Origin of the sequence: Bradyrhizobium sp. Bra64, from assembly GCF_024519875.1 — a bacterium.
Classification (GTDB): domain Bacteria; phylum Pseudomonadota; class Alphaproteobacteria; order Rhizobiales; family Xanthobacteraceae; genus Bradyrhizobium; species Bradyrhizobium japonicum_G.
This window is the reverse complement of sequence record NZ_JALJRD010000022.1, coordinates 70,150-85,052: the sequence shown is the minus strand read 5'-3', so window position 1 is coordinate 85,052 and position 14,903 is coordinate 70,150. Positions and strand designations below refer to the sequence as shown.

Genomic DNA, 14,903 nt, shown 5'->3' with positions numbered 1-14,903 from the left:
GCAAAACGCGACCTCATCCTGAGGGCCCGCCGTAGGCGGGCGTCTCGAAGGATGGGCCGCAGGCAAGCTGTCCGCCACGCTTTTCTTCATATGCGATAGCCCTGCCCCTCACCCGAATTTGCGCTTTGCGCAAATTCGACCTCTCCCCGCAAGCGGGGCGAGGTGAAGCACCTCACTCCCGCCTGAACCGGTAGTCGAACGCGGCGCCGAGCGGCTTGATGAGGCCCACCGTCGGCGTCGGAAAATGGATCGGCAGGATCAGCGTGTCGGTGTCGGCGACGGAAGCGAAGAACTTTCGCCGCGACACCGCTGACTGCTTTGCATCCCAATCGGGCTTGGCCGACCAATCCGGCTCGCGGCACTGGATCTGGTGATGCATGAGGTCGCCCGCGACCACGGCGCGCTGCCCCTTCGAAAAGATGTTCACGCAGCAATGACAGGGCGAATGCCCCGGCGTCGGCGTCAACGTGACCGTATCGTCCAACGCATAATCGTCGTCGACCAATAGCGCCTGGCCTGCCTCGACGATCGGCAGGCAGTTGTCGCGGAAGACGGTGCCGGGCGGGTTGTTACCTTCAGCGTTCTCGGCCTCCCAGGCCGCATACTCGCCCTTGTGGAAGACGTATTTCGCGTTCGGAAACGTCGGCACCCAGCGGCCGTCGCGCAACGTTGTATTCCAGCCGGTGTGGTCGATGTGCAGATGGGTGCAGAAGACATAGTCGATCTGCTCAAAACCGATGCCGAGCGCGAACAGCTCGTTGCGCCAGCGCTCCTTGCCGGGAAAGTCGAACGGCGGCGGATGGCCCTTGTCCTCGCCGGTGCAGGTGTCGACCAGGATGGTGTAGCGCGGCGTGCGCACCACGAAGGTCTGGTAGGTGATGACCATCATGCCGCGCGCGGCGTCGAACACCTCCGGCTCCATCGTCGGTAGATGGTGCTTGAACACACCGTCGTCATAAGCCGGGAAAAAGTCTTGCGGCCGCCGCCACGGCCCTTCCCGCTCGATCACCGCATCGATGGTGATGTCGCCGATCCGCAGTTGCTTCATGGTTGTTTCGCTCCCTTTTTGAAGGAGCGTAACGGGTGGCGTCAGCGCGTCAAGGCACGCCGCGAAACGCTAGCTCCGCAACCCCGGCGCCTCTTGTCCGGTCCGCGCGACGTATTCGGTGTAGCCGCCGCCGAACTGGTGGATGCCCTCCGGCGTCAACTCCAGCACCCGGTTCGAAAGAGTCGCAAGAAAATGCCGGTCATGCGAGACGAACAGCATGGTGCCCTCGAAATCCGACAGCGCCGTGATCAGCATCTCCTTGGTGGCGAGGTCGAGATGGTTGGTCGGCTCGTCCAGCACCAGGAAGTTCGGCGGATCGAACAGCATCTTGGCCATCACAAGTCGCGCCTTCTCGCCGCCCGAGAGCACGCGGCAGCGCTTCTCGACATCGTCGCCGGAGAAGCCGAAGCAGCCGGCGAGCGCGCGCAAGCTCCCCTGCCCCGCGGTCGGAAACGCGTATTCGAGTGATTGAAACACCGTCTGCTCGCCGTCGAGCAGGTCCATCGCATGCTGGGCGAAATAGCCCATCTTCACACTGCCGCCGACCGCGACCGTGCCCTCGTCCGGCTCGCTCGCACCGGCGATGAGCTTGAGCAGCGTCGACTTGCCGGCGCCGTTGACGCCCATCACCGCCCAGCGCTCCCTGCGGCGGATCATGAAATCGAGACCGTCATAGATGCGCTTGCTGCCGTAACCCTTGTAGACGTTCTTGAGCGCGACGACGTCCTCGCCGGAGCGCGGCGCCGGCGGGAAGTCGAAGGCCACCGTCTGGCGGCGGCGCGGCGGCTCGACCCGCTCGATCTTGTCGAGCTTCTTGACCCGGCTCTGCACCTGGGCCGCGTGCGAGGCGCGCGCCTTGAAGCGCTCGATGAACTTGATCTCCTTGGCGAGCATCGCCTGCTGGCGCTCGAACTGGGCCTGCTGTTGCTTCTCGTTCTGCGCGCGCTGCTGCTCGTAGAACTCGTAATCGCCGGTGTAGGTGGTGAGCGAGCCGCTATCGATCTCGATCACTTTCGAGATCACGCGGTTGATGAACTCGCGGTCGTGCGAGGTCATCAAGAGCGTGCCTTCGTAATCGTGCAGAAATTTTTCCAGCCAGATCAGGCTCTCGATATCGAGATGGTTGCTCGGCTCGTCGAGCAGCATGACGTCGGGCCGCATCAGGAGGATGCGGGCCAGCGCCACGCGCATCTTCCAGCCGCCGGAGAGCTTGCCGACGTCGCCCTCCATCATCTCTTGGCTGAAGCCGAGACCGTTGAGCGCCTCGCGCGCCCGGCCATCGAGCGCGTAGCCGTCGAGCTCCTCGAAACGGTGCTGCACCTCTCCGTAGCGAGCGATGATCTCGTCCATCTGGTCGGCCTTGTCAGGATCGGCCATCGCGGCTTCGAGCTCGCGCAGCTCGCTTGCGACCTCGCTGACCGGACCCGCCCCGTCCATGACCTCGGCGACCGCGCTGCGGCCACTCATCTCGCCGACATCCTGGCTGAAATAGCCGATGGTGATGCCGCGATCGGTCGAGACCTGCCCTTCGTCGGGCAGTTCCTCACCGGCGATCATCCGGAATAGCGTGGTCTTGCCGGCCCCGTTCGGGCCTACGAGGCCGATCTTCTCGCCCTTGTTGAGGGCGGCCGAGGCTTCGATGAACAGGATCTGGTGGCCGGCTTGCTTGCTGACGTTGTCGAGGCGGATCATGGGGTCTTTTTGGGGGGATTTTTGCGTTGCAGCGTCTTAGGCCATGCGGGCCGCCAGGGGAAGCCCGGCTGGACCCGGATTCCGCCCTCGCCAGCCGCCAAATTCCCGCAATCCGCCCCGAGACTTAATGGCTATGGGGCAGTGGCTCATACGCCCTTTGGAGGCGTCAGGCACCGAAGGCCGCAAGACCTGCCGCGGCAACCTGCGCATCCTGGGTTGACTGCATACCCGATACGCCGATCCCCCCGATCACCCTGCCGTCTCGCAGGATCGGAAGGCCGCCCTCCAGAGGCGTCAGGTTGGTCATGCCCAGCAGCCGCAAGTGAAGGCCGCCGTCCGCCAACGCGGATTCGAACGCCCCCGTCGGCCGCCTGAAATCGACGGCTGTCTTCGCCTTCTGCTGCGCAACAAGCACGCTGCCGTGCTGCGCCTGATCGAGACGGTACAACAGAACGAGATGGCCGCCGCTGTCGGTAATGACGACCACCATGGGCCAGCCATGACGTTGCGCTTCGGCCCGCGCCGCATCGGCCACGAGCGTCGCCTCATCAAGAGTGATCGGGACACCATAGAGAGGCGTCAGGGCCGCCAGGGGGGCTTTTGCCGCGCAGGCATCTGGTTTTGTCATGGGAAGCTCCAGGTCATTGGGAGCCCATTCACAACACATCACACTTCTGATGATAATAGCCGGCCGCACAGACATATTATCTCACTTTCCGGGAGAGTAACGCTGACCTCGCTTGCGGATTTTGCGACGTTTCTGGCCGTGATTGACGAGGGTAGCCTGACGTTCGCGGCAACGCGTCTCGGCAGATCGCTACAGTCGGTGAGCCGTTCGCTTGCGCGGCTCGAGGACGATCTTGGCGTGCAGCTCGTATCGCGGACGACGCGCCGCCTGCACCCCACACCTGCAGGCCTCGAATTCGCCGGCCGCATCCGCATCGCCCTCACGACCATCGACGCCGCGCGCGAGGATCTGCTCGCCAGCGACCGGCGGCTTGCCGGCGCCATCCGCATCGGGACATCGAGCCTTTTCGGCCCCGAATACGTCACTCCCATCCTGAGCCAATTCCTGGCGCGGAATCCGGAAATCAACCTTGAGCTCGTCCTGTCCGATGAGCATGTCGATCTCGTCGCCGAGAAGCTCGATTTTGCCATTCGCATCGGCAACCTGCCGGACTCGAATTTGCGGACTCGCCGGATCGGTGGACTAAGCTGGGCAGTGTTCGCTTCGCCGGCCTATCTCGCCGCCCATGGTCGTCCCGAGCATCCGCAGGAATTATCCCGTCATGAATGCGTGTTGCGAGCGAGCGATGACGACAGATGGGCATTCGGGGGCAACAATAAGCGTATCGAAGTGCATGGTCGCTTCCGGTCAGAGAGTGCCGCGGCACGCAATGCGACCGTCGCGTCCGGCTTTGGTATCGGGCTCGCTCCGCTCTGGCAGGTCCGCAGGCTCATCGATCAGGGGATCGTCGAGCAAATCCTTGTCGGCCACGAGCCGCCGCCCATCCCGCTCCAGATTGTCTGGCCCAAGCGGGGAGCCGGTGCGATGCCTCGGCGAGTCCGCGCTGCCATCGAATTCCTCGTGGCCCGGCTTTCCGCTCTGCGGATATGACTTGCTGTCTCCGATGCGCCGACGTCGTCAGGCATGATCGAACGAATTGACGTTCACGCCCGACGCATCAGCTTGAGCGAGGCCGCAAGGCGCAGGCTGCGCTTGCCGGCGAGCGCGATGCCTTCGAGCTCGCCGCTATCCGCTGTGCAGGTGCCGGAGAAGCCGATCCCGACCTCGTAGCCGCCGAACACGGGATTTTCACCCTTCGCCGGCGTGTGCTCCTGGTTCAGCATCTCGCCCTTCCAGCGGCCATTCGCCGACGAGTAGGCGCCGAGATAGTAGAAGAACGCATCGCCCCCGAGGATGCGGCCATCCATCAGCAGCATGACGCCGGAGAGCCCGGCCTCGACGCCGTCGAGCGCGCGCAGGCTGACTCCGTAGAGACCGTTGACGATGCCGCCCTCTCCGATCGTGCCGCGTGGCGGCAGCGCTCCATCATCGTCGAGCCGGGTGAGATTGGCCCAGAAACGACCGCCCGGCATCGTGTCCGCGCTGCCCTCCAGACGGATCTGGTTGCCGATCAGCCGGCCGCGCGCGCCGATCGAAGCGACATCGGCCCCCATCAGCGGCTTGTAATTGGGATCCTCGTTATGCCGTTCGGTGATGACCTCGGCGACGATCTCGCCGTCGTCGCGCTCCTGATACTGTCCAAGATGGGCGAACGCCGAATTGCCGCCCAGCATCTTGCCGTCATGCAGGCACATGATGCTGCGTCCGAAGGCATCGTGGATGCCGTATTCAACCTTGTAGAGCCCGTCCAGCAACGCAATAGACCCGCAAAATCAAAAGGAATCGAGGCTACCTAGCACCGCCGCCGCGCTGAGGCCATCCGGCTTTTCCGCGCAGGGCCGCTCGCGGAGCCCATCGTGCCATGATGACATCATGCCCCTGTTTTGCCCGACGGGTCAAATACATTTCGCCAAATCAGAACTATTTATTCGTTTCAGCACTTTGGCTACTGTGCATGGGGTTGTTTTCCAATTTTTTTTGTTTGTCCGGTCCGGCGCTCATCGCTGGGCTAGTGGCGCTTGAAATACTGCACCTCGCGTTCGTGCTTCTCGGCCGCCGCGCGGCTCCTGAACGTGCCGAGGTTGCGGCGCTTGCCGGTCTTGGGATTCACCTTGCGCGAATAGAGGCGATATTCGCCGGATGCGAGCTTGCGTATCATGGTGGCGCCTTCCGTCGTGCCTTTCGGGATCAACCCTCTTCGCACAAGGTCCGTTCCTTCACGGCTTGGCTTGCGGCGCGAACTGCTGGTTGGCGAACGGCTGCGGATCGGAGGGAACCTTCATGACGACGAAGCTTCGTCCCATCGAGCGGTGGCAGGCATTGCAGCCTTCGGTCAGCCCGCCCAGGGCCTTTGCGAATTTGCGCCCGTCCTTCGCCGCGATCGCGTCCGACAGCGATTGCAGCGACGGCTCCAGCGTCGTGACGTTGCTGACGGGAATGCCCGAATAGAGCACTGCGGCCTCGACCAGGTTCGCCCTCAGCTGGTGCAGCTCGTAGGCGGAAAGCTCCCAGTTCTGCGCCTTGCCGGCCAGCCAAAGCTTCTGATGGCGTGTCTGCGCGGCGCTCATGATGTCGCCGAGCCGGGGCACGTACTGGTCCGCGGACGGCGATCTGAGGTCCTGCGCAGCCACGGCGGTCGCCGCTCCCAGGCCGGCCAGCGCCAGCATCCAACCCCGAAGCTTCATCGCAGATCTCCATTCCCGTGCGGCCCAAGTTCCTGTGAGGCAAAAGTGTAGGACGACGCGGCGGCCTGCGGCCTTGCGCTCGATCAAGGCCGGCTTCGAACCCGCGGGTAAAGGCGCGCGACAAAGCGGCATGGAACGGTTCGAACCATCAGCCGAGGCGCAGATCGCGGCCTTGATCGCCAGCGCGGCGAAGCAGCCGCTGCTCGATGCCGCGTTCGAGCTCTGGCGCTGGCGCTATCGTCTCGACTCGATCGAGGGTCGGCCGACCGACGAAGAGGTCCGCATCAATCGTACCCTCTCGCCGCAGCAGATCAGCGAAAACTATCGCTACGCTCGCGACCACGCCCATGAGGGCCCGATGTTCGGTTATGTGAAACGCGCCCATCCGCGAGCCAGCGACGATGCGATCAGGCAGGCCATCATCACCGCCGTCAATTTCGAGGGCGCAGCCGAGGCGCATTTCAAATGGGACGGCGATTTCTGGGAGTGCGTCGTCCGCGCGGTCGCGCGGGCTGCCGCGGAATATCCTGATTTCCTCGAGACCACCTATCGCGACGCCCGCAACAATCTCGCCTACTACATGAAGTGAGCGAGAGCACGACCCGGAAAAGCGTGCAGCGGTTTTTCTCGCCGCGCTTTAGAAGCACAGCGTCGTGACGAGCTTGCCCTGCTTGTCCTTGATCGCATAGGGACAGCGCAGCCGCTCCAGCGCCTTCTTCGCATCGTCGTCGCCGAGGGCAGCTGCGCGCTCGTAATAGGCTTTCGCGGCATCCTTGTCCTTTGGCCCGCCGCGGCCGTCCTGGGCGAAGGCGCCCATCCGCTCCAGCGCGCCGGGATGGTTCTGCGCCGCCGCCTTCTCGAACAACGCGCGCGCAGCGACGTCGTCCTTCGCACCGCCCGCTCCTTCGGACAGCATCAGGCCGAGCTGGTACTGCGCTTCGGCGTTGGTCTCGGCGGCCTTGCCGAGCAGTGCGCGCGCCTGCGCGGGATCGGCGGGCGCGCCGCCGGTACTGCCGAGTGCGGCGAGATTGCTGATGCCGCGGGGATTGCCCGCCTGCGCCGCCTTCTCGAATAACTTGCGCGCCTGCGCTTCGTCCTTGGCGACACCCGTGCCGGTGCCATAGGCGACGCCGAGCTCGACCATCGCGGCGCTCGATCCCTTGTCCGCGGCCTTGCGCCAGGCCGCCATCGCGTCCGCCGTTTGCCGATTGGCCGCATAGGCGCGGCCAAGCGCGAACATCGCGCGGCGCGATGACGGCGCGGCCTGCTTGCAGAATTTGATGGCGGTCGCGACGTCGGACGCCGCGATCTCCGTCACGCCTCTCACATCGGCCGGTTTGTCGGGATCGCCGGGATCGGCGGCGACCCGGTCGCACAGGACGAGATCGGCGGATTGCGCATGCGCCGAAAACGGCGCCGCAAGCGTGAGGAGGATGGCAACGAGGAAAGTCCGCATGAACGTCAGGTTGCGGTGCCGCCCCGGAAAATTCAAGGCTCGAGTCCCGATTGGCGCAGCACCGGGACGACCTCCGGCGATGCCAGGTAGCGCAGCAGCCGGTCCGCGGCGCCGGCATGCTTCGCGCTCGCCATGCGGCCGGCCGAGAACACGGCCGGTGTCTGCAGATCATGCGGGATCGGGCCGATCACCTCGATGCCGCCAACCTGCTTCAGCTCGCTGATCTGCTGCACGGCCAGATCGGCCTCGCCGCTGACAAGCCGCTCCGCGGTAAAGCCCTGCTCGACGATGGTCGCCGTGGCGTTGATCTCCGCCGCGATCCCCATCCGCACGATCAGTTGGGCGAAGTAGACCCCGCTCGCGCCGAGCCGCGAATAGGCGACTGACCGCGCCGCGAGCAGCGTCACGCGCAGCGCAGCTTCGGTGGCGATGTCCGGATGCGCCTGCCCTGCCCGCACCGCGATTCCGACGAAGGAGCGCGCCAGATCGGCCGCGCCGCCCGTGACCACGCGGCCCTCGCCGATCATCTCGTCGAGCCCCTCACGCGTGAGGATCACGAGATCGGCGGCCTCGCCGTCGCGCAGGCGCTTGAGCAGTGCCAGGGTCGGCGCGAAATCGGCGTCGACATGGACGCCGCTGGCGGCCTCGAAGGCGGAGGACAGGCTGCGCATCGCGCCCATCAGGCCGAGCGTCGAGAGCATGCGGATTTTTTCCATGAGCTGTTCCTGTCGCGATCAGGCGCGGTGCATCAGCTTGAGCGCAGCGGTGAGGCGCAGGCTGCGCTTGCCGGCGAGCGCCGTTGCCTCCAGCACCGCCTGCTCCGCGTCATAGGTACCGGAAAAACCGATGCCGACCTCGTGGCCGCCGAAGATCGGATCGTCCTTGGCGGGCGTGTGCTCCTGGTTGAGGATCTGGCCCTTCCAGCGACCGTTGGCGGCGGTGTAGCTGCCGAGATAGTAGAACGATGCATCGCCGCCGAGGATGCGGCCCTTGTTGAGCAGCATCACGCCGGTCAGGCCACCATCGACGCCGTCGAGCATGCGCAGATGGACCGAGTAGAGCCCGTCGGCGATTCCGGCCTCGCCGACGCCACCGGCGATCGGCACCTCGTCTTCGGTGATCGGCGTCATCAACGACTGGAACGGCACGCCGGGCAGCTCCTTCAGCTCGCCCTTGAAGCGATAGAGGTCGCCTTCGGCCCAGCCCTTCGCCAGCAGGGTCGCATCGTCGGTGCCGGCCATGGCGCGATAGTTCGGGTCTGGATTGTGGCGGACGGTCTTGATGACGATGTCGACGCCGCCGCCGGTCTTCTCGTAGCTGCCGATATGGGCGAAGGCCGAATTGCCGCCGAGCATCTTGCCGTTGCCGGCATGCATCACGCTCCGGCCGACCCCGTCGCCGAGCTGAAATCGCACCTTGTAGAAGCCTTCAAACACCAGCCGTGTCCCCGGCCCCGCGCGCATCCAGGGACATTCTAGCCCGGTTTCGCCGGCGATGGACAGACGTCAGGCCGGCAGACGCACAACAACGGCTTTCATCAGAATATAAAAATCCGCCGGTGTCTTTCGACACCGGCGGATTGAAGTCCAACCCGGGCCAGCCCCCAGCCCGGGCCGGGAGGATCTTAGGCCGCGGCCTTCTTGTCAGCCGGAACGGACGCGATCGTCTTCAGGATCTGCGAAGCGATCTGGTATGGGTCGCCCTGCGAGTTCGGACGGCGGTCTTCCAGATAGCCCTTGTAGCCGTTGTTGACGAAGGAGTGCGGAACGCGGATCGAGGCGCCACGATCGGCAACGCCGTAGCTGAACTTGTTCCACGGCGCGGTCTCGTGCTTGCCGGTCAGACGCTTGTCGTTGTCCGGGCCGTAGACGGCGATGTGGTCCATCAGGTTCTTGTCGAAGGCCGCCATCAGCGCCTCGAAGTACTCCTTGCCGCCGACCGTACGCATGTACTCGGTGGAGAAGTTGGCGTGCATGCCGGAGCCGTTCCAGTCGGTGTCGCCGAGCGGCTTGCAGTGGAATTCGATGTCGACGCCGTACTTTTCGGTCAGGCGCAGCATCAGGTAGCGGGCCATCCACATTTCGTCAGCGGCCTTCTTGGAGCCTTTGCCGAAGATCTGGAATTCCCACTGGCCCTTGGCGACTTCCGCATTGATGCCTTCGTGGTTGATGCCGGCAGCCAGGCAGAGGTCGAGATGCTCTTCGACCATCTTGCGGGCGATGTCGCCGACGTTCGAATAGCCGACGCCGGTGTAGTACGGGCCCTGCGGCGCCGGATAGCCGGAGGCCGGGAAGCCGAGCGGACGGCCGTCCTTGTAGAAGAAGTACTCCTGCTCGAAGCCGAACCAGGCGCCCTCGTCGTCGAGGATGGTGGCGCGCTTGTTGGTCGAGTGCGGGGTCTTGCCATCGGGCATCATGACTTCGCACATCACGAGCACGCCGTTGGTGCGGGCGCCGTCCGGGAACACCGCGACCGGCTTCAGCACGCAATCGGAGCTGTGGCCTTCGGCCTGCTGGGTGGAGGAGCCATCGAAGCCCCAGAGCGGAAGCTGCTCGAGCGTCGGGAACGACGCGAATTCCTTGATCTGTGTTTTGCCGCGCAAGTTCGGAGTCGGCGTATATCCGTCGAGCCAGATGTACTCGAGCTTATACTTGGTCATTGAGCCTCTCTGTTGATGATGCGAAAGGCGGGGGCCCGGAGGCCCCTGCACGTTTGTACCCGGCCATCATCGGCCGACCGTTTACAAGCATTTAACGTGCCAAAAGGCCGCAGCGTGGAAGGTTCTGCACCCGGGCCGTGGGCTCTCTGCCGACGGCAAACCGACCACAAAGGCGTGCGTCATAGCGGCGCACCTTTGCGTGAAGCTGCACTGCAAAAATCCAGCGGAAATCGCCTGATTCTGAAGCAGGCGCCCCCATGCCGGAGGTTGCCGATGAAACTGGCATCAACGTCCAGCAATTTTCGCGAAGGCACCGGCCCTCACCCGCAACCTTTGGAATGGCTCAAGCGTTGGTCACGCATGAGGTGCCTTTGGGGATGCAGAAGGCTTCGTGCCTAGAAAATGGGCTACGGCTGATTTTCTTTTCAGCACTTTCCAATTCGTGGTGCGGGGCCGATATGGGGAGTCCGGTAACCACAATCAAACGAGTCGGGCGCACCATGGAGGCCAAGGCGCTTCGACTGAGGAGCAAATCGAAATGATGAACAATGGTCTGAGTCACGGATCTGCAACGATCTACCAATTCCCCATCGGGGGCCGCGCGGCTCTCGCCGGGCGCCGCTATGGCGACACCCGCTTTCCCGCCGATCATGCTTCGCTTCCCGCGAACGTCTCGATCTGCAGCGATAGCTGGTACCACCAGGACGCGGTCGACGAAGCAAAACCCAAATGGGAACGCTGATGCCTATCGTTGGTTTGATACCGCCGCGCTCTCGCAAGCTTCCGGCGGCAGTTTGAAAAAGGGTCGAAACAACGAGGTTTCGGCCCTTTTTGATTTCCGGCGGACTCCCGGCTAGTCTAAAGCTCAGACTTTTCGATCACCGCACAGGCCGTGACCGGCCGCTTCAGATGCTTGACCGTGGTGGCTCCGCTCTTGGGAATCCTCAGCGTGATCCCCGCCCCCGAATAGCGTGCGCCAGAAACCGTCAGCCGCTTGGCAAGCGTGACCGGCTCGCCGTCGATCTGGACGAACGCGCGCTTGTCGTAGTCATAAAACCCCACGATGAACTGCGTACCATCGGCGCAGTGATAGGTCCGGAACGTCTGCGCATCGGCCTGGCGTACACCGGTGATTCCGCCCGTCAGCAGGGTGACCGCCAAAAGTATGGCCTTGTGCCGGCCCATGATCGCCCCCTGTAATAGACCCCAAGGACGCCTGTCGTGCGTCCAGTGGAAACATAACCCAAAGCTGATCCCATGCCAGAGTCCCCCGCCCGTCATCTCGCCTTGCAAGGCGCCAGCAATTTCCGCGACCTCGGCGGCTATCCGACCGCAGACGGCCGTACCACGCGCTGGCGGCACATCTTCCGCTCCAATCATCTCGGCCAGCTCACCGCCGCCGATATCGAGATCGTCCGCACGCTCGGTGTGCGCCATGCGTTCGACTTTCGTGGGCTGGAGGAGCGCGCGGCCGGCGTCTGCGTGGTGAACGAGATCACGGTGCATTCGCTGCCGATCGAGCCGACGGTCGTGGCCGCGCTGCGCACCGAGCTCGCCCGGGGCAGCCTGACCGCGCCGGTCGCACTCGAGCTCATGCGCGAATCCTATCGCAACTATGTCCGCCACAACACGGCCAGCTTCCGCAGCCTGTTCAGCCATCTCCTGGAAGATCGCGCGCCGCTGGTGATCCACTGCACCGCCGGCAAGGACCGCACCGGCTTTGCAAGCGCGCTGATCCTGCATGCGCTCGGTGTGGCCGATGAAATCATTGCCGAGGATTACCTCCTGACCAACAGGCTCTACAGGCGTGATCCATCAAGCGCCTCCGATCTTCCCGCCGACGTTCTCGACGCGATCGGAAGCGTCGAGGTCTCGTATCTCGCTGCTGCATTCGAGGCCGTCGGCCGCGACTACGGCGATCTCGAAACCTACTTGCGCGACGGGCTCAAGCTCGGCACATCGGAGCGGTCCGCGCTGAAGGCGCGTTATCTGCAATCGTAGGCGGCCGCGCCGGGAGAACGACGATGCATGGCAAAGTTCTGATCGTAACCGGCGCACTCGGCGCACTCGGAAAAGTCGTCGCCGAGACCGCGCAGTCGCGTGGCGCGCGCGTTGCGGCCATCGATCATGCGCCTTCGCAGATCCCCGCAGCCCCTGAACGCATCGAGATCGGCGGTGTCGATCTGTCCGATGCAGGCCAAGCGAAGGCGGCGGTGGAGGCGGCGGCAAAGCACTTCGGCAGGCTCGATGCGCTGATCAACATCGCCGGCGGTTTCGCCTTCGAGACCGTCGGCGACGGCGACATCAAGACGTGGCAGCGCATGTATGCCCTCAACGTGCTGACCGCCCTCAACACCTCGCACGCGGCACTGCCGCGTCTCGCCGCGTCCAATGCCGGCCGCATCGTCAACATCGGCGCCATGGGCGCGCTTCAGGCCGGCTCCGGCATGGGCCCCTATGCGGCGTCGAAAGCCGGCGTGCATCGCCTCACCGAAGCGCTTGCGAGCGAGTGGAAAGGCAAGGTCACGGTGAACGCGGTGCTGCCCTCGATCATCGACACCAAAACCAACCGCGCCGACATGCCGAAAGCGGATTTTTCCAAATGGGTGACGCCGCGGGAACTCGCCGAAGTCATCCTGTTCCTCGCCAGCGACGCCGCAAGCGGCATCACCGGCGCGCTGATCCCGGTGGCCGGGCGGGTCTGATCCGGCACTATTCCGGCCGCAGGATCACCGCAGCATCGGTTCCCGATCAAATGGCGCAGAGCCGCGAATCCGATCCGGGCTAGACTGGCCGCAACTGATTCTCCGATCGGAACGCAAGACTCGGACGCTATCTTTGGAAACCGCGCTCTACCTGCCCGTCAAACGCTTCCTCGAAGAGCTCGGCTTCACGGTCAAGGGCGAGATCGGCGGCTGCGACCTCGTCGGTCTCAGCGCCGGCGATCCGCCTGTCGTGGTGATCGGCGAGCTGAAGCTCGCCTTCAATCTCGAGCTGATCCTTCAGGCGGTCGACCGTGCGCCCGCCGGCGACGAGGTCTGGATCGCCGCCAGGATCTCCATGCGCGGCAAGGGCCGCGAGAGCGACGCGCGCTATCGCAATCTCTGCCGCCGCCTCGGCTTCGGTATGCTCGGGGTAACCGAGCGCGGCGAGGTCGAGGTGCTGGTGAAGCCACCGACCGCGGCGCCGCGCCGCGAGCCGAAGACGCGCTCTCGCCTCGTCGCAGAGCATCAGCGCCGCCAGGGCGATCCCGTGCTCGGCGGCAGCACGCGCGCGCCGATCATGACGGCGTATCGCCAGCAGGCGCTGGCCTGCGCCTCCGAGCTAGCGGCCGGCCCGCGGCGCGTGAGCGAATTGCGCGAAAGCTGCCCCGACGCCGGCAAGATCTTGCTTAACAATGTGTATGGCTGGTTCGAACGCGCGGACCGGGGAATCTACGGACTCACGGAAGCGGGCCATGCGGCGCTGAAGCGCTGGCCGCAACAAAAGGTTGAGATCGGCGCCGGCGCCGCGTCACCGCCATGACACCCGACCGGTGCATAGCTGAGATGCCACACCGATTTCATATTGCAATGCAACATCACCGGCACTAGGTATCCCGGCATCGAAACGAGGCCGTTATGAGCGCAGACTGGAATACCAAATATGGCACGCGGCGCGTGCGCCACGATCCGCCGACCCTGGACGAGGCGATCTTCGCCGCCGTCGGCATCACCGACGATCATGAGCAGCAGGCCGAGATCGCCGCTGCGTTGATGGGCATGCCGCTCGATGTCGTTCAGGCCGAGGTGAAGAAGCAGGCCCGCACCAACAGCCGCATCACGGCAACGCGCGTGATCGCCGGCGAACAGGGCGCGCAGCGTTCAGTGGTGGTCGAGCGCCGCGTCGTGCGCCGTTTCGGCAACGACAAGCGCACCGGCACCTGAGCGCTTAGTCCCTCCCCCAATAAAGAAGCGGACCGGTTTTGCCGGTCCGCTTTTTGATTCCGCCCGCCTTTACAGGTCAGGCGGCGCGATTGCCATACATGCTGGAGATGATCTTCCAGCAGGTCGAGTTGAAGCTGAGAAGAGCGCGCCCAGCGGCAAATGGCGAGGCTGCGAGATCAGCCAGTTCGTCCTCGGGCGACTTGGCGAGGTCGATCGTACCGGTCGATTCGCCGTAGCGGAATTGCAGATTTGCTCCGAACTTCCTGGCGAGCGCCCGCATCGCATGATTCTCGGCGCCCGTGGTGATGCGCAGGCGCTTGTAGCCCTTCCAGCGCGCTTCCGCGATCAGGCGGCTGAACAAGATGGTGCCGACGTTCTGGCGCCGTGCGGAGGCTTCCACGCTGAAGGCGACCTCAGGCAGCGAATCATCCTCCGGCGGATGCAGCTCGGCCGCACCGCGCACCACGCCGTCGACGATGTAGGCGACGATCACGGTGCCATCCTCGGCACAGCGGGCGGCGTAACGCTCGATAAAACTGTCGTCGAGAAAACCGTTGAAACGGTCGTGCCGGCTTTCGGCATCCAGCCTGAGCAGGTGATCGCGCAGAAGCGGCAATTCTTCCTGTTGGCTCAAGGTCCGCACATAGCCCGGAACGGACTTGGCGCGGTTGGTTTCTTCAAATTCCAGATCTGCTTCGAGTGACAAGTCAAAACTCCTCTTGGTGTCCCTCGAGGAGGCGTTCGAATCCCTAGGCCCCCAATATTGTGCGTCGCAGCATAATTTTCAAGACGGGAACCTGCTCAAGTTTC

General features: G+C 64.2%; 19 protein-coding genes. 7 read left to right on the top strand and 12 right to left on the bottom strand.

The genetic code is table 11. The features are described 5' to 3' along the window. Nucleotides 1-172 precede the first annotated feature (172 nt). From NR187_RS33540 to NR187_RS33530, 3 genes are all read right to left on the bottom strand, one after another. The gene (locus tag NR187_RS33540; RefSeq protein ID WP_211385507.1) at nucleotides 173-1,048 is read right to left on the bottom strand and encodes an MBL fold metallo-hydrolase; all 876 of its coding nucleotides are present in this window, start codon (nucleotides 1,046-1,048) and stop codon (nucleotides 173-175) included. Nucleotides 1,049-1,117: 69 nt separating this feature from the next. Beyond that, nucleotides 1,118-2,740 carry an ABC-F family ATP-binding cassette domain-containing protein gene (locus tag NR187_RS33535; RefSeq protein WP_211385506.1) on the bottom strand — a complete coding sequence of 541 codons (1,623 nt, stop codon included), beginning with the start codon at nucleotides 2,738-2,740 and terminating at the stop codon, nucleotides 1,118-1,120. A gap of 166 nt (nucleotides 2,741-2,906) precedes the next feature. Then, nucleotides 2,907-3,368, bottom strand: coding sequence for a heme-binding protein (locus NR187_RS33530; RefSeq protein WP_211385505.1), 462 nt, complete (start codon nucleotides 3,366-3,368; stop codon nucleotides 2,907-2,909). A gap of 75 nt (nucleotides 3,369-3,443) precedes the next feature. Here NR187_RS33530 and NR187_RS33525 point away from each other — a divergent pair, with 75 nt between their 5' ends. Further along, nucleotides 3,444-4,358 (top strand): LysR family transcriptional regulator, encoded by a 915-nt coding sequence (locus tag NR187_RS33525; RefSeq protein ID WP_372703291.1) that lies wholly within the window; start codon nucleotides 3,444-3,446, stop codon nucleotides 4,356-4,358. A 53-nt stretch (nucleotides 4,359-4,411) separates the two neighbouring features. On the opposite strand, the gene NR187_RS33520 is transcribed toward NR187_RS33525, so the two are convergent. The 3 genes from NR187_RS33520 to NR187_RS33510 form a co-directional block, all read right to left on the bottom strand. After that, a complete protein-coding gene (locus tag NR187_RS33520; RefSeq protein WP_256809296.1) occupies nucleotides 4,412-5,122 on the bottom strand; it encodes a hypothetical protein in 711 nt (236 codons plus the stop codon). Between the two features lie 254 nt (nucleotides 5,123-5,376). Further along, nucleotides 5,377-5,526: a hypothetical protein gene (locus tag NR187_RS33515; protein WP_007591825.1), complete on the bottom strand. Its 150-nt coding sequence runs from the start codon at nucleotides 5,524-5,526 to the stop codon at nucleotides 5,377-5,379. 58 nt (nucleotides 5,527-5,584) lie between these two features. Beyond that, nucleotides 5,585-6,052: a hypothetical protein gene (locus NR187_RS33510; RefSeq protein WP_211385503.1), complete on the bottom strand. Its 468-nt coding sequence runs from the start codon at nucleotides 6,050-6,052 to the stop codon at nucleotides 5,585-5,587. A gap of 130 nt (nucleotides 6,053-6,182) precedes the next feature. On the opposite strand from NR187_RS33510, the gene NR187_RS33505 reads away from it, so the two are divergent. Continuing rightward, entirely contained in the window at nucleotides 6,183-6,641 is a 459-nt protein-coding gene (locus tag NR187_RS33505) for a hypothetical protein (RefSeq protein WP_256809294.1), read from the top strand. Nucleotides 6,642-6,689: 48 nt separating this feature from the next. Here the strand turns inward: NR187_RS33505 and NR187_RS33500 are convergent, their stop codons facing one another. From NR187_RS33500 to NR187_RS33485, 4 genes are all read right to left on the bottom strand, one after another. Next, nucleotides 6,690-7,508 (bottom strand): tetratricopeptide repeat protein, encoded by an 819-nt coding sequence (locus tag NR187_RS33500; RefSeq protein ID WP_211385805.1) that lies wholly within the window; start codon nucleotides 7,506-7,508, stop codon nucleotides 6,690-6,692. Nucleotides 7,509-7,540: 32 nt separating this feature from the next. Then, nucleotides 7,541-8,224 carry a substrate-binding domain-containing protein gene (locus tag NR187_RS33495; protein WP_256809292.1) on the bottom strand — a complete coding sequence of 228 codons (684 nt, stop codon included), beginning with the start codon at nucleotides 8,222-8,224 and terminating at the stop codon, nucleotides 7,541-7,543. An 18-nt stretch (nucleotides 8,225-8,242) separates the two neighbouring features. Beyond that, the gene (locus NR187_RS33490; RefSeq protein ID WP_211385804.1) at nucleotides 8,243-8,944 is read right to left on the bottom strand and encodes a GrlR family regulatory protein; all 702 of its coding nucleotides are present in this window, start codon (nucleotides 8,942-8,944) and stop codon (nucleotides 8,243-8,245) included. 188 nt (nucleotides 8,945-9,132) lie between these two features. Continuing rightward, entirely contained in the window at nucleotides 9,133-10,167 is a 1,035-nt protein-coding gene (locus NR187_RS33485; protein ID WP_148740899.1) for a glutamine synthetase beta-grasp domain-containing protein, read from the bottom strand. 538 nt (nucleotides 10,168-10,705) lie between these two features. On the opposite strand from NR187_RS33485, the gene NR187_RS33480 reads away from it, so the two are divergent. After that, nucleotides 10,706-10,909, top strand: a complete 204-nt coding sequence (locus NR187_RS33480) for a DUF2735 domain-containing protein (protein ID WP_256809290.1) — start codon at nucleotides 10,706-10,708, stop codon at nucleotides 10,907-10,909. Nucleotides 10,910-11,025: 116 nt separating this feature from the next. On the opposite strand, the gene NR187_RS33475 is transcribed toward NR187_RS33480, so the two are convergent. After that, on the bottom strand, nucleotides 11,026-11,352 hold the full coding sequence (locus NR187_RS33475) for an MliC family protein (protein ID WP_256809288.1): 327 nt from the start codon (nucleotides 11,350-11,352) through the stop codon (nucleotides 11,026-11,028). Nucleotides 11,353-11,424: 72 nt separating this feature from the next. Here NR187_RS33475 and NR187_RS33470 point away from each other — a divergent pair, with 72 nt between their 5' ends. From NR187_RS33470 to NR187_RS33455, 4 genes are all read left to right on the top strand, one after another. Further along, nucleotides 11,425-12,168, top strand: a complete 744-nt coding sequence (locus NR187_RS33470) for a tyrosine-protein phosphatase (protein ID WP_256809286.1) — start codon at nucleotides 11,425-11,427, stop codon at nucleotides 12,166-12,168. Nucleotides 12,169-12,191: 23 nt separating this feature from the next. Beyond that, complete coding sequence (locus NR187_RS33465) at nucleotides 12,192-12,872, top strand: SDR family oxidoreductase (RefSeq protein WP_256809285.1); 681 nt, start codon at nucleotides 12,192-12,194, stop codon at nucleotides 12,870-12,872. Between the two features lie 133 nt (nucleotides 12,873-13,005). Further along, complete coding sequence (locus NR187_RS33460; RefSeq protein WP_256809284.1) at nucleotides 13,006-13,692, top strand: DUF2161 domain-containing phosphodiesterase; 687 nt, start codon at nucleotides 13,006-13,008, stop codon at nucleotides 13,690-13,692. Nucleotides 13,693-13,787: 95 nt separating this feature from the next. Continuing rightward, nucleotides 13,788-14,093, top strand: a complete 306-nt coding sequence (locus NR187_RS33455) for a hypothetical protein (RefSeq protein WP_212244604.1) — start codon at nucleotides 13,788-13,790, stop codon at nucleotides 14,091-14,093. Between the two features lie 76 nt (nucleotides 14,094-14,169). Here NR187_RS33455 and NR187_RS33450 read toward each other — a convergent pair whose 3' ends face one another. Beyond that, complete coding sequence (locus NR187_RS33450) at nucleotides 14,170-14,799, bottom strand: N-acetyltransferase family protein (protein WP_372703290.1); 630 nt, start codon at nucleotides 14,797-14,799, stop codon at nucleotides 14,170-14,172. Between the last annotated feature and the right edge of the window lie 104 nt (nucleotides 14,800-14,903).